The sequence below is a fragment of the Amycolatopsis sp. PS_44_ISF1 genome, assembly GCF_032335455.1.
Taxonomy (GTDB): Bacteria; Actinomycetota; Actinomycetes; order Mycobacteriales; family Pseudonocardiaceae; genus Amycolatopsis.
This window is the reverse complement of sequence record NZ_JANUXO010000002.1, coordinates 617,308-643,314: the sequence shown is the minus strand read 5'-3', so window position 1 is coordinate 643,314 and position 26,007 is coordinate 617,308. Positions and strand designations below refer to the sequence as shown.

General features: G+C 73.4%; 22 protein-coding genes. 5 read left to right on the top strand and 17 right to left on the bottom strand.

The features are described from left to right. Positions 1 to 11 precede the first annotated feature (11 nt). The 3 genes from NYF13_RS17700 to NYF13_RS17690 all read right to left on the bottom strand — a co-directional run bounded on the left by NYF13_RS17700 (position 12) and on the right by NYF13_RS17690 (position 6,185). Positions 12 to 1,283: a S53 family peptidase gene (locus NYF13_RS17700; RefSeq protein ID WP_315658185.1), complete on the bottom strand. Its 1,272-nt coding sequence runs from the start codon at positions 1,281 to 1,283 to the stop codon at positions 12 to 14. Between the two features lie 161 nt (positions 1,284 to 1,444). Beyond that, positions 1,445 to 4,861 carry a glycoside hydrolase family 3 C-terminal domain-containing protein gene (locus NYF13_RS17695; RefSeq protein WP_315658184.1) on the bottom strand — a complete coding sequence of 1,139 codons (3,417 nt, stop codon included), beginning with the start codon at positions 4,859 to 4,861 and terminating at the stop codon, positions 1,445 to 1,447. Between the two features lie 199 nt (positions 4,862 to 5,060). Next, positions 5,061 to 6,185 carry a S1 family peptidase gene (locus NYF13_RS17690; protein ID WP_315658182.1) on the bottom strand — a complete coding sequence of 375 codons (1,125 nt, stop codon included), beginning with the start codon at positions 6,183 to 6,185 and terminating at the stop codon, positions 5,061 to 5,063. A gap of 308 nt (positions 6,186 to 6,493) precedes the next feature. Here NYF13_RS17690 and NYF13_RS17685 point away from each other — a divergent pair, with 308 nt between their 5' ends. Continuing rightward, positions 6,494 to 8,824: a chitobiase/beta-hexosaminidase C-terminal domain-containing protein gene (locus NYF13_RS17685; RefSeq protein ID WP_315658181.1), complete on the top strand. Its 2,331-nt coding sequence runs from the start codon at positions 6,494 to 6,496 to the stop codon at positions 8,822 to 8,824. 75 nt (positions 8,825 to 8,899) lie between these two features. Here NYF13_RS17685 and NYF13_RS17680 read toward each other — a convergent pair whose 3' ends face one another. Next, positions 8,900 to 9,817, bottom strand: a complete 918-nt coding sequence (locus NYF13_RS17680; protein WP_315658180.1) for a family 16 glycosylhydrolase — start codon at positions 9,815 to 9,817, stop codon at positions 8,900 to 8,902. Positions 9,818 to 10,098: 281 nt separating this feature from the next. Here NYF13_RS17680 and NYF13_RS17675 point away from each other — a divergent pair, with 281 nt between their 5' ends. Beyond that, complete coding sequence (locus NYF13_RS17675; RefSeq protein WP_315658178.1) at positions 10,099 to 10,446, top strand: STAS domain-containing protein; 348 nt, start codon at positions 10,099 to 10,101, stop codon at positions 10,444 to 10,446. Positions 10,447 to 10,453: 7 nt separating this feature from the next. Here the strand turns inward: NYF13_RS17675 and NYF13_RS17670 are convergent, their stop codons facing one another. Next, positions 10,454 to 11,257 carry a helix-turn-helix transcriptional regulator gene (locus tag NYF13_RS17670; RefSeq protein ID WP_315658177.1) on the bottom strand — a complete coding sequence of 268 codons (804 nt, stop codon included), beginning with the start codon at positions 11,255 to 11,257 and terminating at the stop codon, positions 10,454 to 10,456. A 96-nt stretch (positions 11,258 to 11,353) separates the two neighbouring features. On the opposite strand from NYF13_RS17670, the gene NYF13_RS17665 reads away from it, so the two are divergent. After that, a complete protein-coding gene (locus NYF13_RS17665; protein ID WP_315658176.1) occupies positions 11,354 to 12,208 on the top strand; it encodes an oxidoreductase in 855 nt (284 codons plus the stop codon). Between the two features lie 62 nt (positions 12,209 to 12,270). Further along, the gene (locus tag NYF13_RS17660) at positions 12,271 to 13,350 is read left to right on the top strand and encodes a GDSL-type esterase/lipase family protein (protein ID WP_315658174.1); all 1,080 of its coding nucleotides are present in this window, start codon (positions 12,271 to 12,273) and stop codon (positions 13,348 to 13,350) included. A 105-nt stretch (positions 13,351 to 13,455) separates the two neighbouring features. Here NYF13_RS17660 and NYF13_RS17655 read toward each other — a convergent pair whose 3' ends face one another. The 6 genes from NYF13_RS17655 to NYF13_RS17630 all read right to left on the bottom strand — a co-directional run bounded on the left by NYF13_RS17655 (position 13,456) and on the right by NYF13_RS17630 (position 17,244). Further along, positions 13,456 to 13,755: a hypothetical protein gene (locus tag NYF13_RS17655; protein WP_315658172.1), complete on the bottom strand. Its 300-nt coding sequence runs from the start codon at positions 13,753 to 13,755 to the stop codon at positions 13,456 to 13,458. Beyond that, the gene (locus tag NYF13_RS17650; RefSeq protein ID WP_315658171.1) at positions 13,742 to 13,969 is read right to left on the bottom strand and encodes a hypothetical protein; all 228 of its coding nucleotides are present in this window, start codon (positions 13,967 to 13,969) and stop codon (positions 13,742 to 13,744) included. Before NYF13_RS17650 ends, NYF13_RS17655 begins: the two co-directional genes overlap by 14 nt. Positions 13,970 to 14,051: 82 nt before the next feature. After that, the gene (locus NYF13_RS17645) at positions 14,052 to 14,507 is read right to left on the bottom strand and encodes an Lrp/AsnC family transcriptional regulator (protein ID WP_315658169.1); all 456 of its coding nucleotides are present in this window, start codon (positions 14,505 to 14,507) and stop codon (positions 14,052 to 14,054) included. Beyond that, on the bottom strand, positions 14,504 to 15,646 hold the full coding sequence (locus tag NYF13_RS17640; RefSeq protein WP_315658166.1) for a Xaa-Pro peptidase family protein: 1,143 nt from the start codon (positions 15,644 to 15,646) through the stop codon (positions 14,504 to 14,506). Before NYF13_RS17640 ends, NYF13_RS17645 begins: the two co-directional genes overlap by 4 nt. Positions 15,647 to 15,682: 36 nt before the next feature. Then, on the bottom strand, positions 15,683 to 16,351 hold the full coding sequence (locus NYF13_RS17635) for a CPBP family intramembrane glutamic endopeptidase (protein ID WP_315658164.1): 669 nt from the start codon (positions 16,349 to 16,351) through the stop codon (positions 15,683 to 15,685). Next, positions 16,348 to 17,244 carry an NAD(P)H-binding protein gene (locus tag NYF13_RS17630; RefSeq protein ID WP_315658162.1) on the bottom strand — a complete coding sequence of 299 codons (897 nt, stop codon included), beginning with the start codon at positions 17,242 to 17,244 and terminating at the stop codon, positions 16,348 to 16,350. The genes NYF13_RS17635 and NYF13_RS17630 overlap by 4 nt, the downstream gene beginning before the upstream one ends. Before the next feature lie 149 nt (positions 17,245 to 17,393). Here NYF13_RS17630 and NYF13_RS17625 point away from each other — a divergent pair, with 149 nt between their 5' ends. Further along, on the top strand, positions 17,394 to 18,338 hold the full coding sequence (locus NYF13_RS17625; protein ID WP_315658161.1) for a 5'-3' exonuclease: 945 nt from the start codon (positions 17,394 to 17,396) through the stop codon (positions 18,336 to 18,338). Positions 18,339 to 18,401: 63 nt separating this feature from the next. Here the strand turns inward: NYF13_RS17625 and NYF13_RS17620 are convergent, their stop codons facing one another. From NYF13_RS17620 to NYF13_RS17595, 6 genes are all read right to left on the bottom strand, one after another. Continuing rightward, complete coding sequence (locus NYF13_RS17620) at positions 18,402 to 19,619, bottom strand: GNAT family N-acetyltransferase (protein ID WP_315658159.1); 1,218 nt, start codon at positions 19,617 to 19,619, stop codon at positions 18,402 to 18,404. Between the two features lie 32 nt (positions 19,620 to 19,651). Further along, positions 19,652 to 20,017, bottom strand: coding sequence for a DUF4333 domain-containing protein (locus NYF13_RS17615; protein ID WP_315658157.1), 366 nt, complete (start codon positions 20,015 to 20,017; stop codon positions 19,652 to 19,654). Between the two features lie 43 nt (positions 20,018 to 20,060). Then, positions 20,061 to 21,260 (bottom strand): GNAT family N-acetyltransferase, encoded by a 1,200-nt coding sequence (locus NYF13_RS17610; protein WP_315658155.1) that lies wholly within the window; start codon positions 21,258 to 21,260, stop codon positions 20,061 to 20,063. Between the two features lie 63 nt (positions 21,261 to 21,323). After that, the gene (locus NYF13_RS17605) at positions 21,324 to 22,130 is read right to left on the bottom strand and encodes a DUF4333 domain-containing protein (RefSeq protein WP_315658154.1); all 807 of its coding nucleotides are present in this window, start codon (positions 22,128 to 22,130) and stop codon (positions 21,324 to 21,326) included. 133 nt (positions 22,131 to 22,263) lie between these two features. Continuing rightward, positions 22,264 to 25,047 carry a DEAD/DEAH box helicase gene (locus NYF13_RS17600; protein ID WP_315658153.1) on the bottom strand — a complete coding sequence of 928 codons (2,784 nt, stop codon included), beginning with the start codon at positions 25,045 to 25,047 and terminating at the stop codon, positions 22,264 to 22,266. Positions 25,048 to 25,116: 69 nt separating this feature from the next. Beyond that, the gene (locus tag NYF13_RS17595) at positions 25,117 to 26,001 is read right to left on the bottom strand and encodes a YegS/Rv2252/BmrU family lipid kinase (RefSeq protein WP_315658152.1); all 885 of its coding nucleotides are present in this window, start codon (positions 25,999 to 26,001) and stop codon (positions 25,117 to 25,119) included. Positions 26,002 to 26,007: the final 6 nt, after the last annotated feature.

The window sequence follows — 26,007 nt, the reverse complement described above, 5'->3', positions numbered from 1 at the left end:
GGCCGGTCCGGTCAGCCGATCTGCCGGACCAGGGCCGGGACGAACTTGGCCGCGTCGAGCGTGCCCCAGCCGGACACGATGTCGAAGCCCTTGCCCGCCTGGTAGCCGGCCACGCCGCCGCTGGCGTTGCTGCCCGAGGTCACGTCGACGATGCCGTTGGCCGTGGCGCCGGAGCCGATCCGGTACAGCGCCGGGTTGATGAAGCCCAGTCCCTTGCCCGCCTTCTGCGAGGCGAGCGCGACGACCGCGGCGAACAGCGGCGAGGACTGCGAGGTGCCCGAGGTGCCGAGCAGCGAGATGTCCGGCAGCGAGCGGCCGGTGGCCTTGGTGGACTGGTCCACCGCGGCCTGCCAGTCCGGGGCGGGGTACTCGTGGGAAACGCCGCCGCCCGACTCCGGCCAGACCGTGTCCGGCGAGGTCCGGGTGCCGTTGGAGTTCAGGTGCAGCACGGTGCCGCCGACCGCGGTCACGTACGAGTTCGCGGCCGGGAAGCTCACCACCTTCTTGCCCCAGGGCGAGTCGTCCTTCTTCTTGCCGGTGGAGCCGTCGTCACCGGTGGACGCGGTGACCGTGATGCCGGCGTCGGTCGCCTTCTTGAAGTGCGCGTCGAGGCCGTGCAGCTGCGCGGAGCTGTCGAAGTCGTCCTCCGGGGTGCCGAGGCTCATCGAGATGACGTTCGCGGAGTGGTGGTCGGCCAGGTAGTCGATGGCCTTCATCATGTCCGGGAATCCGTCGATGCCCTGGGTCTCCGAGGTCGGCGTGGCCACCACCAGGATCTTCGCCTTCGGGGCCAGGGTGTGGAACATGGCCACGTCGAGGTCGGTCTCGCCGCCCCAGCTCGAGCAGTCGGCGGGCGTGCCGGGGTCGTCGCAGGACGGGACCGGGCCCGCGGGCTCGAGGATCTGCACGTCCGCGGCGGGCAGCCCGTGCGACCTGGAGTAGCTGTCGATGTAGGACTTGATGTCCTTGTCCCCGTAGGAGACGACCGTGGCCAGCGTGGTCCCCGTGCCGTCGATTCCCTGGTTGTACAACGGTTTCGTGTCGTAGGCGGTCTGGAGGCTGTTGCCGCTCGCCGCGAGCGCGCGGTCGGTCAGCGCCGCCCGCTCCGGCGCGGACCTGGCCCCGGCCAGCAGCGACACCGCGGGACTGAATTCGTGGTGCTTGCCCACCGAGGCCGCGACCGCCGGCACTCCGGCGCTGCACAACGACAGGGCGGTGGCTGCTCCCACCGCCAGTGCGAGGGTCCGGCGCGTACGAGGGATCTTGCCGAGCTGAGCAGCCATTCTGTTCCTTCCGGCGGCTCCCGCGCCGGGCGCGGGATTTTCGGGGTGGACCACCGGATTAAAACTGTCCCACCCCGCCGCTGCCACGGCCATTGGTCGCGGATGCCCCCAAGCGCCCAGTTACCCGACAAAGCAGACAACCGGCGGCCGAAGGCCCGCGCTCAGGCTCCGCTGAACGCCGTCGCGAACACGTGCAGCTGCCGGTTCACGGGCAGGGTCACGAAGGCGACCGGCTTCCCCGCGGTCAACGGGATCGAAGCCGAGTACAGGCTCACCTCCTGGTCGTGGGGGTAGGTGCTCCCCGGCGGCCGGTTCCAGTAGGGCGCGGTGGCCACCAGGACGCAGCCCTCGACCGCCCGGTCGGAATACCAGTCCGCGACGGTGAGGTTCGAGGTGGACGTGGTGCCGTCGGTGTAGGTGACGGTGACCGGGCCGCGCTGGGTGCCGTGGGTGCCGGCCGCGAGGAACGACAGCGCCGGGCCCGAGCCGGAGAGGGCGATGCTCTGCCCGGCGGCGGTGACGGTGTCGGCCCGGCCCGCCGGGACGTCCGGCCAGGTGAACTCCGCCGAACCGGACACCACTGTCCTACCCGGACTGATCCCGGCCGAAGCGAGGGCCTGGGCGGAGAAGCTGAAACCCGCGCCGTCGAAGTCGCCCGGGGCCGGGTTCGCGTCGTCGGTCACGCCGACGTCGGTGTACGCCGCGGCCAGGTCCGGATAGGACACTTGCACGGCCGTCGAGCCGGGTCCGGTCGAACCGCCCGCGTACCGCGTGGTCGCGGTGAGGCCGGCCGGGCCGGGGGCCGCGGTGGGCGCCGCGGTGACCGACCAGGTCGTGGACACCGTCTGTCCCGATCGGACGGTGCGGAACGCGGCCGGCGTCCGCGGGGCCGCGGTCCAGCCCTTCGGCAGCGACAGCGCGGTGACGGCGTCGCGCACCGGCTCGGTGGCGCCGTTGGTGAACCCGGTGGTGACCGCGAACGTCGTGCCACCGGGGGTGATGGCGGGGGCGGTCACCTTGGTGAACCGCGGACCCGAGGTCCGGTCCACCCGGAACTCACCGGACAGCGGCAGGTTCCGCGAGGAGTCGCCGACCCGGACGGTGTACCGGCCCGCGCCGAGTTCCCACGCCTGCGCTTCGCTGCTCCAGTAGGACGCGTCCCGCGCGGTCAGCGCGAAGCGCACGCGTTTGGTCTGGTGCGGCTGCAGGGCCACCTTCTGGAAGCCTTTGAGCTGGCTGGCGGGCTCACCGGTGGCCGCGGGGTCGCCCAGGTAGAGCTGCGCCACCTCCGAGCCCGCCCGGGCGCCGGTGTCGGTGACGTCGGCGCTGACTTCGAGCCGCCCGTTCTCCCCCAGGCCGGTGGGGTCGACCTGCAGGTTCGAGAACCGGAAGCTGGTGTAGGACAGTCCGTAACCGAACGGGTAGAGCGGGGCGAGCCGTTGCCGGTCGTACCAGCGGTAGCCGACGTCGAGCCCTTCCGAGTACCGGACCTCGCCCCCGGCGCCCGGCCACTGCTGCGGGGCCGAAGCGGGCACCTGCCCCAGCGACGCCGGGAAGGTGACCGGCAGCTTGCCCGAAGGCGCGACGTCGCCGAACAGCAGCGCGGCGATCGCGTTCCCCGATTCCTGGCCCGGGTACCACGCCTCGAACACCCCCTTGACCTTCGCCAGCCACGGCATGGTCACCGCGGAGCCGGTGTTGAGCACGACGACGGTGTTCGGGTTGGCCGCCGCCACGGCGTCGATCAGCTCGTCCTGGCCGGCGGGCAGGTCGAGGTCGGTCAGGTCGCTGCCCTCGGACTCGAAGTCGTTGGCGTACACGACCGCGACATCGGACTTCGCGGCCAGTGCGGCCGCCTCGCCGGTCAGGTCCTGGCCCGGCGGCAGCCAGCCCAGGGTGACGGTCGAGTCGCCGCCGCCCTGGTAGTAGTCGACCTCGACCGGCACCGGCCGGCCCGCGGTGAGCGCGACCTGCGCGGTCTTGGTGGCGGCCGCGTGATCGCCCCAGTTGTCGATCACCGGCTTGCCGCCGATCAGCAGCCGGCTGCCGTCGTCGCTGGTCAGGCCGAGGGTGTAGGTGCCGGTCGCGGGCGGGGTGAGCGTGCCGGTCCACTTGGTGGAGAAGCCGGTCGACGGCAGGCCGGGCGCGGGCGGGGCACCGGTCCAGGTGAAGTCGACCTGAGGATCGGTGCGGGTGAGCGCGGGCGGTCCGGAGGAGTCGGTGTTCGGGTAGTACTGGCCCAGCAGTCCGGGGCCGGCGCCGGACGGCGGGGCCAGGTACTGGCTGCCGATCGCCGGGAGCGCGCTGCCCTGGCCGAGGTAGCCCTGCGCGTAGTCCACCTGCACTCCGGCCCCGGCCCGCGCCTTGATCCCGTCGAACGGTGTCACGGTGCCGGTGCCGGCGATGTGCGCGCTGCCGCCGCCGGCGCTGAGCGTGTTCTTGCCCGCGCCGTCGCCGATCACCGCGACGGAGTGCACTTTCGCCGGGTCCAGCGGCAGCAGCCCGCCGTCGTTCTTCAGCAGGACCGTGCCGTCCTCGGCGGCCTTCCTCGCCACGTCGAGGTGGGCCGGGGTCGAGGCGGGCGCGTCCGGGGTGTCCGGTGACGGGTGTTCGAACAGCCCGAACCGGAACTCCTCGCGCAGGATCCGGCCGACCATGTCGTCCAGCCGGGACGGCGGGACCTGTCCATTCCGGACTGCGGTCTTCAGGGCGGAGCCGAAGAAGTCCTGCCCGGGCATTTCCAGGTCCATCCCGGCGTTGGCCGAACCGGCCGTGCTGTGCGTGCCGCCCCAGTCGGAGGTGAGGAAGCCGTCGAAGCCGAAGTCCTGCTTCAGGATGTGGTCGAGGTAGGCGTTCTCGCAGGCGTAGGTGCCGTTGATCGAGGAGTAGGAGCACATGGCCGAGGCCGGCCGGGCCTGCTCGACGATCGCGCCGAACGCGCTGGTGTAGATCTCGTGCACGGTCCGGTCGTCGATCACCGCGTCGTCGGCCGGGGTGTTGCGGCCGGTCTCCTGGTTGTAGACCGCCCAGTGCTTGACCTGCGCCATCACCCCCTGGGACTGGACGCCCTCGACGTCGGCCGCGCCCATCCGACCGGCCAGGTACGGGTCTTCGCTGTAGGACTCGAACGCCCGGCCCCAGCGCGGGTCCCGGACGATGTTCACGGTCGGGCCGAGGTCGACGTCGGCCCCCTTGGCCCGGTCCTCGGCGCCGATCACCGATCCGTAGGTCTCGGCCAGCGCGGAGTCGAACGAAGCGGCGACGGCGGAGGCGGCGGGCAGCTGGGTGGTGCCGCCCAGGTTCACCCCGAGCGGCCCGTCCTCCAGCTTCAACGAAGGCACGCACAGCCGGCTGTTGCCCGCCACGCGGCCGGTGTACCCGGCGGCGGCCGTGCCGTGCACCATGGCGATCTTCTCGTCGAGCGTCATCTGCCCGAGCACCTGCGCGACCCTCGTCGCGACCGGCGCGGTGGAGCCCACCCACGGACAGGCGGCCGGTGCCGCGGGGGCGGCCACCGCGGGGGCCGGGAGGACGGGGCCGGCCACCAGCACGGCCGCGATCAGGACTGCTCCGCGCATGAGGACCGTCTCCCGCCGTCACCGCCAGGTCCGGGCCCGGCCGGATTCTGTCTACAACCACGGCCGGGCGGAAAACAACGAACGGGGGCGAACCTGTCCGGATCCGGTCAGCGGAAACCACCGCATCCGCCCCTTGACACGGTTCGGCGCTGCGCCGAACGGCGCAGCGCCGAACCGTGTGTCCACTATGGATGGTGAGTCAGCCCGTGACCAGGGAACGGCCGTAGGTCCGCAGAATCTCGTTGACCGGCTGGAACCAGGTGTTGCCCCCGGCGCTGCAGTCGCCGTACCCGCCGGAGGTGACCCCCTGGGCCTGGTCCCCGGTGATGAACGAGCCGCCGGAGTCGCCGGGCTCGGCGCACACGCTCGTGCGGGTGACCTCGTAGACCGCGCCCTGGGCGTAGTTCACGGTGTCGTTGATGGTCAGCACGGTGCCGCAGTGCCAGTGCGAGGTCGAGCCGGAGCGGCAGATCGAGGAGCCGACCGGGGCGACCGAGGAGCCGCGGACGATCACGTCGCTGACCGTGCCCCAGCCGAGCACGACCGGGGCCGTCCACCAGCCGTTGCCGATGTTGATGATCGAGTAGTCGTTGCCGGGGAAGGAGGAGCCGCCGAAGGTGCCCATCGCCGAGCCGTCCCAGCCGACCACCGAGCTGCCCGCGCCGCCGCAGTGCCCGGCGCTGACGAACCCGCCGTTCACCGAGAAACCGATGGAGCAGCGGGTGTTGCCGTTGATGTAGTAGGGGTCGCCGCCGACGGTGCCGGCCGAGAAGGTCTGCGGCTTCGGCCCGGTCACCGTGGTCACGGGGCCGGCCTCGCGGGCCCGGGCGAGGAAGGCGTCGACGTCCGCGCCGTGCGCGCCCGGCTGGAGGGTGACGACCACGCTGCCGGTGCGCGGGTCCGCGCCCCAGCCGCTGACCGACGCCGGGGCGGGCTTCGCCTTGGCCGAAGCGTCGACGGCCGACTTGGCCGCGTCGAGCGCGACGGCGCTGATCCGGGCCGGGGCGGTCGCGGCGCCGGTGCGGTGGACCGCTTCGGCCACGGCCGGGTCGGTCACGCCGACGACGAGCTTGCCCTGCGCCGGGTCGAACCAGGCGCCGCCGTAGGCCGCACCGGCCGCCTGCTGCGCGGCCGGCATCAGGTTCGAAGCGGCCCGCTCCTGGCTGAGCCGGGTCTGCGCCTGTTCGGCGTTCAGGCCCAGGTCGCGCTGCATGGCCGCGAGCTGGGCGGGCGAGGCCAGCGCGGTGGCGGGGGCCACCACCGTGGCCAGGCCCGCGGTGAGCAAGGCCGCACCGGCGAGTCCGAGGGTGATTCTTCGACGCATCGGAAACCTCCAAGGTCGGGGGAAAGAAACCCACTGACCGCGAGTGTGGGAAGCCGCTCCGAAGTGGTCCAGACCTGCTCCTCGTTTTGTCCGAAACCTGTCGTTGTGACTACTCCGTGCGTCCTCCTCCGGGTGGACTTCCGGGCACCCGGGTGCGGCGGCGCCCCGACTGGTCCAGACAAGCGTTACCCAGTCGTGACGACGGGGTCACGGTCCGGGAGCTACTTTGTTGGGACTCGCAACAAAAGTGGCCGATCTGTGATTCCCGACAGCGGCAAGCGCATCCCCAACGGCGGAGGTGTCACGGCGTGAACCGGACTTCTGTGGTGTCCCGAAGATCCCGGCGGGGTTCCCTCGCCACGCTCGCACTCGCCGCGGCCGGCCTGCTGGCCGCCGCGGGACTCGCGGCCCCCGCCTCGGCGGCCGCGGACTACACCCAGAGCGCGACCCAGCTCAGCGACAGCCAGGCTCAGCTCTCCTTCACCCCGGCCACCGCGTCGCTCTACGTCGACGTGCACTACACCGGCGTCCCCGGGGCCGGCCAGCAGAACGTCCGGATGACCAACAGCTCCGGCACCTGGCGTTCCACCGTCGCCGGTCTGAGCACCGGCACCGTGCTGGACTACTGGTTCACCTACGAGAAGAGCGGGCCGCAGTACGACACCCCGCACTTCGGCTACACCCAGGGCGGGGTGTCCGGCCCGGCCGCCGCCCCCGCGTTCAGCCCGGCGGGCGGCAGCTACCCCGGTGCCCAGACCGTCACCCTGACCACCGCGACCGCCGGCGCGAGCATCCGGTACACCACCGACGGCTCGAACCCCACCGCGTCGTCCACTTTGTACAGTGGCCCGATCACCGTGCCCAGCTCCCGCACCATCTCCGCGATCGCGGTCAAGTCCGGTTCGGCCAGCTCCCCCGTGGCCAGCGCGACCTACACGATCGGCACGCAGGCGGGCTGCACCACGCAGCCGGCCGTGCCGAACTTCGGGCCGAACGTGCGGATCTTCGACCCGGGCATGTCCGCCGCGACGATCCAGTCGCAGCTCGACACCGACTTCGCCAACCAGAAGGACACGCTGTCCGCGCAGTTCGCCGACCGGCGGGTGGCGCACCTGTTCAAGCCGGGCGCCTACAACGTGCACGACAACGTGGGCTTCTACACCTCGGTCGCCGGTCTCGGGCAGAACCCGGACGACGTGCAGATCAACGGCGACATCACCGTGGACGCCTTCAACGCCTCCGACCAGGGCGTGGCCTTGCAGAACTTCTGGCGCTCCGCGGAGAACATGGCGGTCACCCCCAGCAGCGGCAACGACCGGTGGGCGGTGGCGCAGGCCGCGCCGTTCCGCCGGATGGACGTCAAGGGCGGGCTCCAGCTGTACCCGGCCAGCTACGGCTACGCCAGCGGCGGCTACATCGCCGACACCCGCGTGTCCGGCCAGACCGCGTCGATCTCCCAGCAGCAGTGGTACACCCGCGATTCCGCGCTGGGCAGCTGGAACGGCGGGGTGTGGAACATGGTCTTCTCCGGGACCACCGGCGCCCCGGCGAACACCTTCCCCAACCCGCCGGAGACCACGCTGGCGACCACCCCGGTCTCGCGCGACGTGCCCTACCTCTACGTGGACGGCAGCGGCAACTACCGGGTTTTCCTGCCGTCGTTGCGCACGAACGCCTCCGGGCCCAGCTGGGCGGGCGGCTCCACCCCGGGCTCGTCGCTGCCGATGACCCAGTTCTACGTGGTGAAGGCGGGTGACACGGCTTCCACGATCAACAGCGCGCTGGCCTCGGGCTGCAACCTGTTCTTCACCCCGGGGGTCTACCACCTGAACCAGACCCTGAACGTGACGCGGGCGAACACGGTGGTGCTGGGCATCGGCTACCCGACCCTGGTCCCGGACAACGGGGTCAACGCCATGCAGGTCGCCGACGTCGACGGCGTCCGGGTCAAGGGCCTGCTGTTCGACGCCGGGACCACGAACTCGACCGCGCTGCTGACCGTGGGCGCGAGCGGGTCGACCGCGAACCACGCGGCGAACCCGACGACGCTGCAGGACGTGTTCTTCCGGATCGGCGGCCGGATCGCCGGCAAGGCCACCACCAGCCTGGTCGTCAACAGCAACAACACCATCATCGACCACACCTGGGCCTGGCGGGCCGATCACGGCAACAGCGGCACCGTCGGCTGGACCACCAACACCGCCGACACCGGGGTGCTGGTCAACGGCAACAACGTGCTGGCCACGGGCCTGTTCGTCGAGCACTACCAGAAGTACCAGGTGATCTGGAACGGCCAGGGCGGCAAAACCATCTTCTTCCAGAACGAGATGCCCTACGACGTGCCGGACCAGGCCTCGTGGAACGCGCCCTCGGGCGTCGCCGGGTACGCCGCGTACAAGGTGGGGGCGAACGTGACCTCGCACGAAGCCTGGGGATTGGGCAGCTACTGCTTCTTCGACACCAACCCCGCGGTCTCCAGCTACCACGCGTTCGAGGTGCCGAACAACGCCGGAGTGCGGTTCCACAGCCTGCTCACGGTGTCCCTGAACTACCGGGGCACGATCACCCATGTGATCAACGACTCCGGCGGGACCACCCCATCGGGGACGGTCCCGGTCGACGTGGTGAGCTACCCGTAGCCCCTTCGATGGGGTAGAAAGCAGATGGCCTCCTTGCCGGTCCCCCGACCCGGCAAGGAGGCCATCTGTAATTGCTCAGCTCGTGCTGGTCTTCACCGTGAACGAGTCGATGCTCAGGCCCGCGCCCGGGGTGATGTCGGCCGAGGGCGAGGTGCAGCCGCAGACCTTGTTCGGGTACGAGCCGCCGATGGCGACGTCGAAGATGGCGAAGAAGCCGTGGTCGACCGCGGCCTTCCAGGTGGCGTCGGAGACCTGGTTCTGCTTGACCGCGAAGGTCTGCGCGCCGTCGAGGGAGAAGCGCAGTTCCTCGGCCGCGGCGTCACGGCGGTCGACGACCACCGAATAGGTGTGGTACCCGCTCTGGCAGCCGGGGCAGTCCTGCAGGTTACTGGTGATGCCGTCCGGGTCGTGGCACTCCCCCGCCCATTGTCCACAGTGGAACGTGGTGGAGTGCTTGCTCAGGGCGTTGACGTCCTCCATGATGTCGAGCTCGCCGATGCCGGGCCAGTTGGTGGCGCCGACCGGGCGCGCGTCGCCACCCATCGCCCAGAACGCGGGCCAGTAGCCCAGGCCGCCGGCCGGGGCGGGCTGCTGCAGGGTCGCGCTCAGTTCCAGCTGACCGCCGGCGGGCGCGCCGAAGTCGGTGCGCTGGGTCTCGATCCGGCCCGAGGTCCAGTGGCCCGCGCCGTCGCGCAGCGGCTTGATCACCAGGTGGCCGCTGCCGTCGTGGTAGACGTTGCCGGTGGAGTCGGTGGCGGTCTCGATCTCGCCGGTGCCCCAGTTCGCGGCCCCGCCGGGGTAGCCGGTGCCCTGGTCGTAGAGCCAGTCCTGGGCGTTGAGCCCGGTGCCGGCGGGACCGTCGAAGGTGTCCTGGAAGACCGTGGTCCAGGTTTCGGCCGCCTGCGCCGGGACGCCCGTCACCGCGGTGGCGAGCGGGAGGGCGGCCGTGGCCAGGAAGAGGGAGAGCCTGCGCGCCGAGCTGCGTCGAGACATGAGTCCGCCTTCTCGTCGATGAGATCGGAATCGAGTCCGATCCACTTTCGGCCGCCGTTCGCACGGCGGTCAAAGAACGTCGAAGAACACTGCCCGGGCAGGAAGGCGCCCCGGTACGCGGGGGCAGGCCCGGGCCCGGTGCGTTTGACCGGAAGATCGGCCGGGAACGAGCCGTTCCTTCCGTGCACCCAGGGTCATGCTCCGTGACCGAAGCGTGACTATTCCGGTCCCCCGCTGAGGGCGCGACGGACGCGGCGCCTGTCGTACGCTGGACTTTCCCGGTGACGCCGCGGTTGGAGGCCAAGATGAGCCTGCTGAGCGTCTTTCTCGACGAAGAAGTACTGCTCACCGTGGACGGCGTGCTCGGCCGGGGCGCGGCCCCGGACTACCGCCGGCTGGTGCACGAGGCGTTCGAGCAGCAGGCCCGGAGGGTCGTGCTCGACCTGACCCGCACCACGGCGGTGGACGCGGACGGCGCCGCGGCGCTGGCCGAGACGGCCGCGGACTGCGTCGCGCGGGACACGCACCTGATCATCGCCCTGCCGAACGGCGTCGAGGCCGAGATCACCGACCCGGCCCAGATCCGGCTGCTGCTGCGCAGCGTCGACCCGTGGCAGGACGCGGGCTGAGGCGCGCTCAGGCCAATTCGCGCAGCGCTTCCTCGGCTGCGCCGCCGGGCTGGGGGAAGTACACATACAGCACGTGGCCCTCGGGCCCGGCGAGCGCGAAGGTCTCGAACTCGAGACTGAGGACGCCGGCGCCGTCGACGAGCAGTCGTTTCGCGCCGGTCGTGCGCTCGTCCACCTCGTGGGCGTCCCAGAGGTCGCGGAAGGTGCGGCTGCGCTCGCGCAGCCCGGTCACGAAACCGTCGAGCTCCCCGCGGCGCGCGGCGGCGGTGGCGCGCAGGCCGGCGACCGCTTGCCGGGCGATCTCCTCCCACTCCGGATACACCGTGCGGGCCCGGGGGTCGAGGAAGGTGAATTCGACCAGGTTGTGCCCCGGGCTCCAGGCGGGGTTGACCCGGGCGGCGAGCGCGGTCCCGGCCAGCACGCCGCGGTTCGGGCCGACGATGAACGCGGGCAAGTCGGCCCACCGCTGCAGCAGCACCAGCACTCCGGGCCGGACCCGGGCCGGGGACCGGCCGGGCTCGGCGGGCGCCGGCGCCGGGACGGCCAGCGACCACAAGTGGGCCCGCTCGGTGTCGTCCAGGTGCAGCGCCCCGGCCAGTGCCGCCAGGATCTCGCGGGAGGGACGCCGGTCGCGGCCCTGCCCCAGCCGCGTGTAGTAGGAGGGGCTGAGCCCGGCCAGCAGCGCCAGCTCCTCGCGGCGCAGCCCTTTCACCCGCCGTCGGGTGTTGGCCACGACCCCGGCGGCGGCCGCGTCGACCTTCTCCCGGCGGCTGCGCAGGAAGGAACCGAGCTGGTTGTCGTCACCGGTCATCGCGGCCCAGGCTACCGCCGCGCGGGAAGCTGACCCGGCGGGAGCCACCCTCAAGGGGGTGTGGCGGGCTCCGGCGCGCGCCGCTGTGATGGGTGCATGCCGAACGACGAAAACAACACGCCGGTGTGGCTGATCACCGGATGCTCCCAGGGCCTGGGCCGCGCCCTGGCGCGGCACGCCCTGGCGCGAGGCGACCGGGTCGTGGTGACGGCCCGCGACCGCGCGGCCGTGGCCGGGCTCGCCGCCGAGCACGGCGACCGCGCGCTGGCACTGGCGCTGGACGTCACCGACCCCGCCTCGGTGACCGAGGCGGTCCGGGAAGCCGAGTGGGTCTTCGGGCGCATCGACGTCCTGGTCAACAACGCCGGGTACGGCTATCTCGCGGCCATCGAAGAGGGTGAGGACGCGGCCGTCCGCGCGCTGTACGAGACCAATGTGCACGGGGTGGTGACGGTCTTGAAGGCGGTGCTGCCCGGTATGCGGGCTCGTCGCTCCGGGCGCGTGGTGAACATCTCCTCCTTCGGCGGCTTGGCCGCTTTCGCCGCGACCGGGTACTACCACGCGACGAAGTTCGCCCTGGAGGGCCTGTCGGAGTCGCTGGCCGCGGAGCTCGCGCCATTGGGCATCGCGGTGACGATCGCCGAGCCGGGTGGCCTGCGCACCGAGTGGGCGAGCCGGTCCATGCAGCAGTCCCCGGTGCGCCTGGACGATTACCGGCCGACCGCCGGGAAACGCCGGGAGTCCACAATGGCCGCTTCCGGCCGCCAGCCCGGCGACCCGGCCCGCGCCGCCGCGGCCATCGCCGCGGCCGTGGACACCGAGGTTCCGCCCCTGCGCCTGCTCCTCGGCTCCGACGCCCTCGGCGGTGCCCGGGCCCGCCTGGACCGGCTGCGCGCCGAGATCGAGGCGAACGAGGCGCTGACCGTGAGCGTGGACCGGGCGCAGGGGTGAGCGGCGCTCGTCCTCGGGAGGCTGACCGCCGCGGTACGGGCGCTCGCTAGACTCGGGGTGCGATGCGACGATTCCGGTGGTGGTGGGGGGCGCTGGTCCTCACCTGCGTGGCCGTTCTGGCCGGGGTGTTCCTCTTCTTCGGGGCCGCGAGCCGGTCCGGGCAGCCGCTGGCGCGGCCGGGACCACCGGGCACCGGGCCGTTGACCGTGGTCGCGCTGGGCGACAGCACGGTTTCCGGCGAGGGCGCGGGCCGCTACACCGCGGACACCGACGGCCGGGGCGGCGACTGGTGCCACCGCTCGGCCGAGGCGTTCGTGCAGGAGGTGCGGATCCCCGGGGTCACGGCGCGGGTGAACCTGGCCTGCTCCGGCGCGCCGGCCGGGCAGGTCGCGCTGGGCGACGTGCGGCAGTGGGGCGAGCCCTCGCAGGCGCAGCAGCTGGCGGACGTGGTGAAGGACCACCGGGTGGCCGCCGTGGTGATCGCCGTGGGGGCGAACGACGATCCGCAGTTCTCCGCGCAGGTGACCACCTGCTTCAAGGCCTGGTTCAGCTTGGGCGGGCCCTCGTGCAACGAGGCGCTGCAGCGGACCTGGAAGTCCAAAGTGGACGCGATGGTGCCCAAGGTGGTCAACGCCGTCGGTGACGTGAAGAAGGTGCTGGCGCTGGCCGGTTACGTCCCGGCGGACTACCAGCTGGTGCTCCAGTCCTACGCCGCCCCGGTCGGGCCGGGCATTCCGGCCGCGCTGCAGAGCCTCGACGGCTGCCCGTTCCGCTCCGACGACCTGAGCTGGATCGCGGGCACGGGCATCACCACCCTCTCGGCCGGGCTCAAGCAGGCCGCGGTCCAGAGCGGCGCGCGGTTCCTCGACCTGGCGCGCGCGGGCGCGGGCCACGAGGCGTGCAGCGGTGGCTCGAACCCGGCGCAGGAGTGGTTCACCCGGCTGACCCTGCACCTGAGCGATCTCGGGCAAACCGACCGCGCGCAGCACGCGCTGCAGGAGTCCTTCCACCCCAACGCCGCGGGCCACGCCGCGATCGCCGGGTGCCTGACCGAGTTCCTCGCCGTGCGCACGGGCAACGCGGCCTGCCTGAGCACCCCGGACGGCCGGCTGCACGCGGCCCCGGAGGTCACCGCCCGCTGAGCAGGAGCGTCCGGCCGGAAGACGGCGGGGCGCTTGGCGACGTGACCGCAGCTACCCCGGGGAGAGGCCTGCTGCGCGGCCGGGCGGCGATCCGGCTCCGGGCGGTCAGAGGTCGAGCGCCGCCCGGAGGGCGACTTCGATGTTCTCCTGCACCTCGGCGTCGATCTCGGCGATGCGCTCGTGGAACCACGGCCGGTACAGGCGGGTCAGGTTGAGCGTGGACACCCAGTAGCGGGCGTCCACGGCGACGCCGAGGATGTCCTGGGGATCGCGGTCGAGCAGCTCGGCGCCGAGCAGCCAGGGCCGCTCGGACTCGTTCACCCCGTCCGAGGAGAGCAGGACCACGGTGCGGGCCCGGGACGGATCGCTCGGGGGGTGGTACGTCCAGACTTCACCCCTGCGCACGCAGGTCCTTTTCCGCCGCGGTGCGCTCGGCCTCGTCCGATTCCGCGGCCGGCGCGGCGGGCGCCGGTTGCGGGGTGTAGCCCGTGCGTACCGCCTCGCGCCGGGCGGCCTTGGACAGCCAGGACGAGACCGAGACTCCGTGGGCCTTCGCGGCCCGCTCGGCGAATTCCAGCGCCCCGCTGTCGAGCGAAAGCGTCACCTTACGCGTTGCCATACCTTTTATCGTACCAGTGACCGCACCCGATGAGCCGGTGTTCCCGGGTGCCGCCCGCCCCGGGAGGCAGGCGGCACCGGGGTCACAACCTCGGCGAACGGCCTTCGAACGGCGTCGAGAGCACCACCGTGGTCCGGGTCGAGACCTTCGCCGCCTCGCGGATGCGGCGCAGCAGGTCTTCCAGCCCCAGCGGCGACGCGACCCGCACCAGCAGGATGTAGGACTCGTCGCCGGCCACCGAGTAGCAGGACTCGATCTCGGTGATGTGCTGGATCCGCTGCGGGTAGTCGTCCGGGGCGGCGGGGTCGTTGGGGGTCAGCGAGATCAGCGCGGTGAGCGGCAGGCCGATCTGCTCCCCGTCGAGCCGCGCGGTGTAGCCGAGGATGACCCCGCGCTGCTCGAGGCGCCGGACGCGCTGGTGCACGGCCGAGACCGACAGGCCGACCCGTTCGGCCAGGTCGGTGAAGCTGCGCCGGCCGTCGGCCGCGAGTTCCTGCACGATCGCCTGGTCGAGCGGCTCCAGGCCGGGCCCGGTCATGCGTCCAGCACGACCAGCTCGTGCGGACGGGTGTTGAACGACTCGACGCCGTCCTCGGTGCACACCACGATGTCCTCGATCCGCGCGCCCCAGCGACCGGACTGGTAGATGCCGGGCTCGACGCTGAAGGCCATGCCCGGCTCCAGCGGCAGCGGGTTGCCGGCGATGATGTAGGGCTCCTCGTGCACGTCGAGGCCGATGCCGTGGCCGGTGCGGTGGATGAAGTACTCGCCGAATCCGGCGGCCGCGATCACTTCGCGGGCGGCGGCGTCGATGCTCTCGGCGGTGGCTCCCGGGCGCACGGCGTCCACCGCGGCCTGCTGGGCGCTTTGCAGCACCGCGTAGGTCTCGGCGACGTCGGCGTCGCGCGGCTCGCCGACGCAGTAGGTGCGGGTGCAGTCGGAGTTGTAGCCCTCGGGCAGCGGGCCGCCGATGTCGACGACCACGACGTCGCCGCGCTGGATCACGCGGTCGGACACGTCGTGGTGCGGGCTGGCGCCGTTGGGGCCGGAGCCGACGATGACGAAGTCGGCGTGGGTGTGGCCCTCCTCGACGATGGCGGCGGTGATGTCCGCCCCCACCTCGGCCTCGGTGCGCCCGGCGCGCAGCCATTCGGGCACGCGGGCGTGCACGCGGTCGATGGCCGCGCCGGCCGCGCGCAGGGCGGCGATCTCGGTGGCGTCCTTGCGCATCCGCAGCTCGCGCACGACCGGGCCGGCCAGGGTCTGCTCGGCGTCGCCGAGGGCGGCGCGCAGGGCCAGCACGTGCAGGGCCGGGGTGAAGTCGCTGACCGCGACGCGGCCGGGGCGGCCGAGGCGGCCGGCCACCAGCCGGTACGGGTCTTCGCCGTCGACCCAGGTGAGCACCTCGATGCCGAGGTCACCGGTGGGCACGTCGGCGTAGCCGGGGGCTTCGAGCTTGGGCACGACCAGCGCCGGGGCCCCGTCGGCGGGCACCACGAGGGTGGTCAGCCGTTCGAACGAGCCGCCCGCCTGCCCGAGCAGGTACCGCAGGTCGGAACCGGGGGCGATGAGCAGGGCGTCGGTGTCCGCCGCGGCCGCCGCGGCGGCGGCGCGGTCGAGGCGGGCGCGGAGCGCCGCGGTGTCGGGGGCAGGCGTGTGGAGGGATCGGCTCGACATGCCCTGGAGCCTAGTACCGGCACCGGCGGCGGCTCCTCACCCGGGCGGCGCCGGGGTTTCGAACAGCGGCGGCAGGTAGCGCAGCATCAGCGCGGACCACACGAGGTGGGTCAGCAGCGGGGCCTGGATGCCGCCGGTCGCGCGTCGCTGGAGCCCGAACACCGTGCCCATCACGATCGAGGCCAGCACCAGCGCCGGGTTGCGGGTGGCCACCGTCGACAGCGCGTACACCGCGGTCGAGGTGGCGACCGCGGTGCCCGGCTCCTGCACGACGCCGCGGAAGAAGACCTCCTCGGCCGCGCCCGTGGCGAGGGTGGTCACGAGGACCGCCGGGCCGGAGCCGCGGTGGGCGTAGGCGAGCACACCGGTGAGCGCGCGGGCGAGCACCGGGATGCGGCGGGCGACCAGCGCGGTGGCGTAGAAGGCGCCGAACGCCCCGGCGCCGATCAGCACCGGGGTCAGCACCGGGTGGCGCGATCGGCCGCGCGGGGGTGGCCCGGCGGCCAGACCGCCGGCGACCCAGGTGGCGGCCACGGCGTTGGTGAGGACGTAGAACCGGCCGGAGCCGGGCCGGGTGGCCAGCGACAGGCCGAGCAGCCCGGTGCCCGCGGCGGTGAAGCCGGTGAGGAGCCGTCGGCGTCCACTCCCGGCCGCCGCCCGCCCCCGGCCCGCGGCGGTGAGCAGGCCGCCTCGCGACGAGGTCAAGCCGACCTCCGTTCGCGGGCGCGCTCCCCCAGCGCGGCCAGGGCGGCGGCGTCGTAGTCCATCGGCTCGAACGGGACGACCTTGCGGATGCTGTCGTCGCGCACCACGACCTCGTTGGCCATCGAATCGATCAGGGTGCGACCGGTGGTGACGTCGACGTCGGTGACCAGCGCCAGCCAGTAGGAAGACAGCCGCGGGGTCAGCAGCGGCACCGGCACGATCAGCGGGCGGCGGCCCTCCAGCCCGGCCAGGCGCCGGAGCATGTCCACGTAGGCGAGCTGCTCGGTGCCGCCGATGTCGAAGGTGCGGCCCTCGGCCTCGGCGGGTTCGAGCACGCCGGCGAGGTAGCGGATGACGTCGTCGATCGCGATCGGCTGGGTGCGGGTGGCGGCCCACCGCGGGGTGACCATGGCCGGCAGGTGCTCGACCAGCTGGCGGGTGATCTCCCAGGAGATGCCGCCGTGCCCGACGATGATGCCGGCCCGCAGCGCCGTGACGGGCACGCCGGTGGAGCCGAGCAGGTGCTCCACCAGGCGACGGCTGCGCAGGTGGGCGGACAGGTCGTCGGTGTCGTCGCCGAGCCCGCCGAGGTAGATGATGCGGCCCACCCCCGCCTCCTTGGCGGCCTGGGCGAAAGCGCGGGCGTGGTCGGCGTCGCGGCGTTCGAAGTCCTCATCGTCGAGGGCGTGGATGAGGTAGTACGCGGCGTCGGCGCCTTCCAGCGCGGTGCGCAGCGAGCTCGGCTCGGCCACGTCACCGCGCACGGCGGTACCGGCTCCGGTGTACTTCTCGGGCTGCCGGGTCATCGAGCGGACCTCGTGGCCGGCCTCGGCGAGCACGGGCGCGAGCCGACCGCCGACGAAGCCGGACGCCCCGGTCACCAACACCTTCACGGCCGTCCCCCGCTCTTCGCCTGCCCTTGTGCGTCCGGTGTGGACATCGTGCTCCCCTCGTGGCTCGTCCCCTCCCGGTTACCCCGCCCGGGCCCGGCGCAACCGGCGCGCCACCCGCGGCCCGGCCCGCGGCGTGGCAGGCTGTCGGGGTGACCGGACCACTCGCCCTGCTCGACTCGGCCAGCCTGTACTTCCGCTCGTTCTACGCGCTGCCCGATTCGATGACCGCGCCCGACGGGACCCCGGTGAACGCGGTGCGCGGCTTCACCGACACCGTCGCCCGCATCCTCACCGACCGCCGCCCGTCGCGGCTGGTGGCCTGCCTGGACGCGGACTGGCGGCCGAAGTTCCGCACCGACCTGCTGCCGAGCTACAAGGCGCACCGGGTCGCGGTGCCGGGCCACGGCGAAGCGGACGTGGAAGAGGTGCCGGACACGCTCACCCCGCAGGTGCCGGTGATCCTCGACGTGCTGGCCGCGTTCGGCTTCGCCACCGCCGAGGCGGCCGGGTACGAGGCCGACGACGTGATCGGCGCGCTCGCCACCCGCGAGCGGGACGCGGCGGTGGAGGTCATCACCGGCGACCGCGACCTGTTCCAGCTGGTGCGCGCGGAGCCGACGCCCGCGTCCGTGGTCTACGTCGGCAAGGGGTGGGCGAAGGCGGAGGTGCTGGGCCGAGAGGAGATCGCCGAGCGCTACGGCGTGCCGGTCGAGCACGCGGGCCGGGCCTACGCCGACATGTCCGCGCTGCGCGGCGACCCGTCCGACGGCCTGCCCGGCGTCGCCGGGATCGGCGAGAAGACCGCGGCCAAGCTGATCACGCAGTTCGGCTCGCTGGAGGAGCTGCTGGCGGCGGCTTCCTCGGGGGACTCGCGGGTCCCGCCGAAGACGCGGCTGCGGCTGTCGGAGGCCGCCGACTACCTCGCGGTCGCGCCCACGGTGGTGCGGGTCGCGGTGGACGCCGCGGTCGAGGTCTCCGGCTCCGACGCGGTGCCGGCCGCCCCGGCCGATCCCGGACGGGTCGCGGAGCTGGCCGAGCGGTGGAACCTGGGCCGCTCGGTGGAGCGGCTGCTCGCGGCGCTGCCCCGGCGCTGAGCCCGCCACCGGGTCCCCGGCCGGGTCCGAAGTGGACGGACACCGGGAATCCGGTGCGGCGCTTCAGAAGTGCGTGCCGCACCAGGGCGGGCGTTCGGTGGTGAACAGGGCGTCGGCGCGGGCGGCGGCGGACGGGTCGGCCGCGGTGAGCCGCCCGGCCTGCCACAGCGTGCTCGCCCGCCATTCACCGAGGTAGAGCTGGCCGAGGGCTTCGGCGTCGAGGTCCAGTTCGGCCGGGGCCTGCGTGCGGTGGGCGCCGCCGGGGCCGATGAGGTAGCGACCGGTGTTGGCGGGGAGCTGCCGGTCGGTGAGGGCGAGGACCACGGGCTCGGCCGCACCGTAGGTCCGGGCGGCGAGCGCGGCGGGCACGTCGACCAGGCGTAGCCACAGCTGGTCGGTCACGGCGTCGGTGTGGGCGCGGCGCGGGTCGGTGAGCAGGGCGCCGACCGGCTCGTCCACCGGGCGGTCGCGGGCGAGGACCGTGCCGGTCAGGTCGATCGACAGCAGGAACCGCCAGAGCCCGGTGACCGCCGCGGGGCCGGCGCCGATGAGGTCCCGCACGTCCAGGGCCGCGCGCCGGTCCGGCTGGTCGAGGGTGGCGCGCTCCCGGCTGCGGAAGACGACGAACCCGTCGTCTTCCCCGTTGTGTCCGGTGTGGACGGCCACGCGGTACCCGGCGCCGTAGCGGATCTGGCGGTTGCGCTCGATCGGCCACCAGGCCGCGGGACGGCCGAGCCGGCCCGGCCGGGTGGTGGCGCACTGCTGGTAGAGCGCGGGAAGCTGCGCGGCCGCCGTGGTCTCGTCGAGCAGCCGGACGGTGCCGGTGGCCGGGACCCCGGGACGCAACCGGGCCGGGTGCTCCACGCGGATGGTGCGGCCCAGGGTGGCCGCGCCGTAGCCGAAACGGCCGTAGATGGCGGCTTCGCTGGGGTACAGCGCGGCGAGGGCGTGGCCGCGGGCGGCGAAGTCCTGGAGCTGGACGCGCATGAGCTCGCTGACCACGCCGCGGCGGGTCCAGTCCGCGCGGACCGCGACGCCGTCGACCGCCGCCGTGCTCAGGCGCGCGCCGCCGGGCACGACCAGGTCGGTGTCGAACGAGCCGGTGATCCCGATCGGACGGTCCCCGGCGAAGGCGCCGAACTTGTGGTCGGCGACCCAGGCATCGCCGTGCTGACGCCAGAACTCGTCGTCCGGGGGCGGCGAGTGCAGCGCCTGGCGAAGCAGGGTGAAGGTGGGCCGGCGCTCTTCGTCGGTGATGGGGCGTACCGCGAAACCCGTCATGATCCGATCCAACCACCCGCCGCCACCCGGTTTCAGCGCGGCGCGTCGACCCGGTACCGGCCCTCGGCGCCGGTCACGGTGATCGGCACGTGCCTGCGCTCCCCCGCGACGTCCACTGTGCACTGGAACTGGTTGCCGTCGGTGACGGCCTGCCGGTCGGGGCAGATGACGTCGCCGAAGCCGCGCAGGGCGAAGTCGTCGGTGAGGACCTTCGAGACGCCGGCGCTCATGGCCTTGGCGTCGAAGAACCGGACCGGCGGGGCGGAGGAGGCACCGGTGGCGGCGGGGCCGAAGGTCGTGGTCCACCCGGGCGGGTGCGTCGCCGGGCCCGATCCGCAGCCCGCGGCCAGCAACCCGAGCACGCCCAGGCCCAGGATCCGCACCGCGCGTTCGCCCACGATCGTCCGCCTCCAGCCCGTCTGCCGGGCCCCTTGGTCGAGGTCAGAAGAAGGTACCGCACCAGGCCGCGGTGCGCGTACCGAATAGGGTGTCCGCGCGGGCCGGTGCTTCCGCGTCGGGCGCCTCGATCCGGCCGACGGCGGCGAGCCCGGTGGCCTTCCAGGTGCCGAAGTAGAGCATCGCGAGGGTGGAGACGTCGAGGCGCAGGTCAGGTTCGGCGTCCGTGCGTCCGGCGCCTTCGGGCCCGACGCGGTAGCGGCCGGCGTTGGCCGGCAGGAACCGGTCGCGCACCTCGATCACGACCGGCTCGGCGCGGTCGTAGGTGCGGGCGGCCAGTGCGGCGGGCACGTCGACGAGGCGGAACCAGCTCTCGTCCTCCGTGCGGGCCACGGTGGCGCCGCGGTGGTCCTCGAACAGCAGCTCCACCGGCTCGTCCAGCGGCCGGCCCAGCGCCCGGATCTCGTCGACCAGGTCGATCGACAGCAGGAACCGCCAGAGCCCGGCGAACGCGCCGGGGTTGGTGTGGTGGAAGTCGAACAGCTCGAGCCGGGTGGGGCGTTCGTCTTCGCGGACGACCCGGTAGCAGGCGTAGCCGTCGGTCCCGTCGAGACCGCGGTGCACCGCGGTCTGCAGGCCTTCGGACAGCCGGTGGAACATGCTCTCGTAGCCGGACCAGCAGGCCGCGGACCGGGTGATCGTGGCGGGGCGCGAAAGGCCCGTCGCGCGGTACAGACCGGGCCAGCGGCCCACGGACTCCTTGAGGCTGTGGACGGAGACCTCGCCGCCGGCCGGGGCTTCGGGCCGCAGCCGGGCGCGGTGGCGGTCCACGTGGATGTCCCGGGCCAGGGTCGCCGGGCCGTAGCCGAAGCGGCCGTAGATGGTGCCTTCGGTGGGGTGCAGGCTCGCGGCAACCACTTCGCGCTCGGCGAACTCCGCGAGCTGCGCGGTCTGCAACGCGGTCAGGACCCCGCGGCGGGTGCGGCCGGCGCGGACACCGATCCCGGTGACCGCGGCCATCGGCACGAGTTCGCCGCCGGGCACGCGCACCTGCGCGTCGAACGACCGGGCGGTGCCGATCAGCTCCGGGTCGCACGCGCCCCACACCCGGCCGGGCACGTGGCCCGCGCGGGCGCGGTCCCAGTCCTCGTCCTTCGGCACCGGCGCGTGCAGCGCGGTGCGGAACAGCTCCCAGGCCGCCCGGTGCTCCTCGGCGTCCAGCCGGCGGACCGTGTAGTCGCTCATGCCCGGATCATCGCCGCACCGGACCTCGTCGGGCCACCGGTTTTCCCGGCGGCCCGGCGAAGGTCACTTCGACACCGGCGGCGAGACCTCGTAGTTGCCGTCGGTGCCCTTGACCGTGATCGGGACCTGCTGCGGCTTGCCGCTGATGGTGGCGGTGCACTCGAACCGGGCGCCGTCGGCGACCTTCTGCTCGGCCGGGCAGGTGACCCCGCTGACGCCTTCGATCTTGTAGGTGCCGGTGAGCAGCTTGGCCACGTCGGTCTGCATCTGCGCGTTGTTGAAGACCTCGGTCCGGAAGAACCCGGGGGCCACGAAGCCGAGGATCGCCACCACGGCGACCACGACCACCAGGGCGCCGATGCCGATGAACAGGCCCTTCTTCGAGCCGCCCGGCTCGGGCTCCTTCTCCGCCGCCGCGACCGCGCCGCCGGACCGGCCGTAGTCCCACGGGCCCTGCTGCTGCGGGTCCTGCCCGTACGTCGGCTGGGCCTGCGGCCCGCTCGGCGGCTGGCCGTACCCGGGCTGGGCCTGCGGACCGCTCGGCGGGTAGCCGCCGTACTGCTGCTGGTTCGGTTCGTAGGGCTGCCCGTACTGCGGCGGTTGCCGGCCCCACTGCGGCTGCTGCGGCGGGGTGTACCCCCCGGGCGCGCGGCCGTAGGGCTGCTGGGGCTGCTGCGGCTGCACCCACTGGGTGGGCTGCGCCGGGTCGTAGGGCGGCGGGGACGACGGCTGACCGTACTGCTGCGGGTGGTACGGCTGCTCCTGCGGTCCGCTCGGCGGGTACGCGCCGCCCGGCTGCTGCCCGTACTGCGGCTGCTGCCCGTAAGGGGGCTGCTGCTGCGGGTCGTTGCCGCCATACGGCGTGCTCATCGTTCGCCTCCGCTTCGCCTGGTCTCGAGCGCGATCCAACCACAGGTCGCGGCCGAGCACACGCGCCCACCCGGACGCGGTCGGCCGGGTGCGCCGCCGCGGCCCCCGAACGCGCCGGGGGCTGACGCGGACCTCACGCCGCCCCGGCCGCGACGACCCCGCGCCGCAGCGCGCGAACGGCCTCCGCGGCGGTGGCGCCGACCGGGTCGGCCTTCCCGAGCACGACGCGGACCTGGTCGAGCAGGTCGATCACCTGACGGCACCAGCGGACGAAGTCGCCGGCGGAGAGCTCCTGGCCGTTGGTCTCCGCGGCGGTGAGCACCTTCTCCAGCGACTCGCCGCGGGCCCAGCGGTAGACCGGCCAGGCGAACCCGGCGTCGGGCTCGCGGGTGCGGTCCAGGCGGTGGCGGCGCTCGTCCTCGGTCAGCTCCACCCACAGCCGGGTGGTCTCCTGCCAGGCCGCGGGCACGGCGCCGGTGGGCAGCCGCGGCTCCCCCGCGGTGTCGCGGCGGGCCTCGAACACCAGCGTCGAGACCACCGCGGCCAGCTCGGCCGCCCCGAGCCCGGCCCACACGCCGTGGCGGATGCACTCGGCCGCGAGCAGGTCGGACTCGCTGTAGAGGCGGGTGAGCCGCCGGCCGTGCTCGGTGACGCGGTCCTCGCCGTCGCCGGCGCCGGCCGGCCCGAGGTAGCCGCGTTCGCCGAGCAGCGCCAGGATCCGGTCGAACGCCCGCGCCAGCGAGTGGGTGGTGGCGGCGACCTTGCGTTCGAGCTGCTCGGTTTCGGCGGTGAGCCGCTGGTAGCGCTCGGCCCAGCGCAGGTTCGCCTCGCGTTCGGCCAGGCCGTGGCTGGGGTGCGCACGCAGGGCGCGGCGCAGCGTGGCCAGCTCGGCGTCGTCGTCCGCGCCGCCGCGCCGCCGCTGGCGGCCGGGCAGCGCGATCCCGGCGTTGCGCAGCGAGGAAGCGATGTCGCGGCGGGTCCGCGGGGAGCGCAGCTCGAGGTGCTTGGGCAGCCGGATGTGCCCGAGCGGCTCGACCGGGGCCGGGAAGTCGGCCACCGACAACGGCCCGGACCAGCGGTCCTCGGTGACGACCACGGGCCGCGGTTCGCGGATCGGGTCGAGCCCGGGGTCGACGACCACGGCGAGCCCGGCGCGGCGGCCGGCCGGGACCGCGATCACGTCGCCCTTGCGCAGTTTCTCCAGCGACTCCGCGGTGCCCGCGCGCCGGGACGCGGTGTTCTGCCGGGCCAGCACCTTCTCCCGGGCGGAGATCTTGGCGCGCAGCTCGACGTACTCCAGCGTCTGCTCGAAGTCGCCGGTGACGGCCGCGGCGTAGCCCTTGAGCGCTTCGGTGTTCCGCTCGATCCGGCGGGCGGTGCCGACCACCGAGCGGTCGGCCTGGAACTGCGCGAACGACTGCTCCAGCAGGTCGCGGGCGGCGTCCGCACCGACCTGGGAGACCAGGTTGACGGCCATGTTGTAGCCGGGCCGGAACGAGGAGCGCAGCGGGTAGGTGCGGGTGGAGGCGAGCCCGGCGACCTGCTTGGGGTCGACGCCGGGCTGCCAGGACACGACGGCGTGGCCCTCGACGTCGATGCCGCGGCGCCCGGCGCGGCCGGTGAGCTGGGTGTACTCGCCGGGGGTGAGGTCGACGTGCGCCTCGCCGTTGTACTTGACCAGCCGTTCGAGCACGACGGTGCGGGCGGGCATGTTGATGCCGAGCGCGAGGGTCTCGGTGGCGAACACGGCCTTCACCAGGCCGCGGACGAACAGCTCCTCCACGGTTTCCTTGAACGCGGGCAGCAGCCCGGCGTGGTGCCCGGCGATGCCGCGCTCCAGCGCTTCGCGCCACTCCCAGTAGCCGAGGACGCCGAGGTCGCCTTCGGGCAGGTCCTTGGTGCGCGCGTCGACGATGCGGCGGATCTCCTCCACCTGCTCGGGGCCGTTGAGCCGCAGACCGGAGCGGACGCACTGGGTGACGGCGGCGTCGCAGCCGGCGCGGGAGAAGATGAACACGATCGCGGGCAGCAGGCCGGCGCGGTCGAGGCGGTCGAGCACGTCCACGCGGGAGGGCGGCCGGAACCGCGGACCGCGCTGGGGCGGGCCCGCCCGGCGCCCGCCGCGAGGGCCGCGGAAGCCGCTGGGTCCGGCGAAGCGGCCCATCTCCTCGGTGCGGCGCAGCAGGCTGGGGTTGATCCGCAGCTCGGCGCCGGGGTCGGCCTCGTCCTGGCCGGCGAACAGGTCGAGCAGCTGGTTGCCGACCTGCATGTGCTGCCACAGCGGCACGGGCCGGTGCTCGTCGACCACGACGGTGGTGTCGCCGCGGACCGCGACCAGCCACTCGCCGAACTCCTCGGCGTTGCTGACCGTGGCGGACAGCCCGACCACGCGCACGTGCTCGGGCAGGTGCAGGATCACCTCTTCCCACACCGCGCCGCGGAACCGGTCGGCGAGGTAGTGCACCTCGTCCATCACCACGTAGCCGAGCTCGGGGATGGCGGAGCTGCCGGCGTAGAGCATGTTGCGCAGCACCTCGGTGGTCATGACCACCACCTGGGCGTTGCCGTTGACCGAGGTGTCGCCGGTGAGCAGGCCGACCGCGTCGGCGCCGTAGCGGGCCACGAGGTCGGTGTACTTCTGGTTCGACAGCGCCTTGATCGGCGTGGTGTAGAAGCACTTGCGGCCCTCGGCCAGCGCCAGGTGCACGGCGAATTCGCCGACCACGGTCTTGCCGGCGCCGGTGGGCGCGCAGACCAGCACGCCGTGGCCGTTCTCCAGGGCCTCGCAGCCGCGGACCTGGAAATCGTCGAACTCGAAGGACACCTCGCCGGTGAAGCGGGTCAGCTGGGGGTACTTCCCGCGGCGCCGTGAGACCGCATAAGCCTCGGCCGGGGACTGAGAAGGGCTACTGGCCACTCCGCCAGGGTTCCACACGGCACCGACAGTTCGCACGTCGCGTGACGATCGGCGCGCCGGGGGCCGGGGTCAGGCGACGACGGTGAGCGCGTCGGGCACGCAGGTGACGGCGAGCGGCGCGTGGCCCTGGTCCTCGCCGTCGGCGTAGGCGGGCCAGGCGGGGCCGGTGAGGGTGAGCTCGCGGGCGCGCAGGGTGCGGACGGCGGGGTGGCCGACGTGGCCGCCGCTGCGCAGCCCGGGCAGCAGGCGCAGCAGCTGGAGGCGGGTGGCGGCGCCGATGACCGTGATGTCGAAGAGGCCGTCGTCGGGGGTGGCGGCGGGGCAGATCGGGACGCCGCCGCCGTAGAACGGGGTGTTGCCGACGGCGACCAGGGTGGCGTCGAGTTCGAGGGTGGTGCCGTCGGCGGTCAGGGTGAGCGGGCTGGGGCGGAAGGCGGCCAGCTCGGCCAGGATCGCGACGTCGTAGCGGTGCGGGCCGGAGGGCCAGCGGAGCCGGTTCGCGCGGGCGTTGACGCCGGCGTCGAAGCCGGAGCAGAGCACGGTGGCGAACCAGGTGCCGTCGCCGGTGCGGCCGAGGTCCAGGCGGCGGCGGGCGCCCTGCCGCAGGGCGGCGGCGAGGGCGGTGACGGCGGCGTCCGCATCGGGTGGGCTACCGAGCGCGCGGGCGAAGTCGTTACCGGTGCCGGAGGGGACGAGGCCGAGGGCCACGTCGTTGGCGGCGCAGAACTGGACGCCCTGGTGGGCGGCGCCGTCGCCGCCGAGCACGATCAGCACGTCGAGGCCCGCGGCGTGGGAGCCGCGCATCAGCGCGCGGGACTCCTCGACGGTGGTGGCCACCAGCACGTCGAGGCGGTCGACGCACGGGCGCAGCCGGTCGGCGACGGTGCCCGCGATGCGGGCGGCGGCGCCGTGGCCGGAGGCGGGGTGCACGGCCAGCGCCGCGTGCAGGCCCATCCCGGG

Coding starts and splice junctions, on each gene's coding strand:
- NYF13_RS17680 (WP_315658180.1), bottom strand. CDS start 9,817: ATGTCTCGACGCAGCTCGGCGCGCAGGCTCTCCCTCTTCCTGGCCACG.
- NYF13_RS17690 (WP_315658182.1), bottom strand. CDS start 6,185: ATGCGTCGAAGAATCACCCTCGGACTCGCCGGTGCGGCCTTGCTCACC.
- NYF13_RS17670 (WP_315658177.1), bottom strand. CDS start 11,257: ATGACCGGTGACGACAACCAGCTCGGTTCCTTCCTGCGCAGCCGCCGG.
- NYF13_RS17665 (WP_315658176.1), top strand. CDS start 11,354: ATGCCGAACGACGAAAACAACACGCCGGTGTGGCTGATCACCGGATGC.
- NYF13_RS17595 (WP_315658152.1), bottom strand. CDS start 26,001: ATGGGCCTGCACGCGGCGCTGGCCGTGCACCCCGCCTCCGGCCACGGC.
- NYF13_RS17605 (WP_315658154.1), bottom strand. CDS start 22,130: ATGAGCACGCCGTATGGCGGCAACGACCCGCAGCAGCAGCCCCCTTAC.
- NYF13_RS17645 (WP_315658169.1), bottom strand. CDS start 14,507: ATGACCGGGCCCGGCCTGGAGCCGCTCGACCAGGCGATCGTGCAGGAA.
- NYF13_RS17640 (WP_315658166.1), bottom strand. CDS start 15,646: ATGTCGAGCCGATCCCTCCACACGCCTGCCCCCGACACCGCGGCGCTC.
- NYF13_RS17700 (WP_315658185.1), bottom strand. CDS start 1,283: ATGGCTGCTCAGCTCGGCAAGATCCCTCGTACGCGCCGGACCCTCGCA.
- NYF13_RS17695 (WP_315658184.1), bottom strand. CDS start 4,861: ATGCGCGGAGCAGTCCTGATCGCGGCCGTGCTGGTGGCCGGCCCCGTC.
- NYF13_RS17660 (WP_315658174.1), top strand. CDS start 12,271: ATGCGACGATTCCGGTGGTGGTGGGGGGCGCTGGTCCTCACCTGCGTG.
- NYF13_RS17620 (WP_315658159.1), bottom strand. CDS start 19,619: ATGACGGGTTTCGCGGTACGCCCCATCACCGACGAAGAGCGCCGGCCC.
- NYF13_RS17650 (WP_315658171.1), bottom strand. CDS start 13,969: ATGGCAACGCGTAAGGTGACGCTTTCGCTCGACAGCGGGGCGCTGGAA.
- NYF13_RS17610 (WP_315658155.1), bottom strand. CDS start 21,260: ATGAGCGACTACACGGTCCGCCGGCTGGACGCCGAGGAGCACCGGGCG.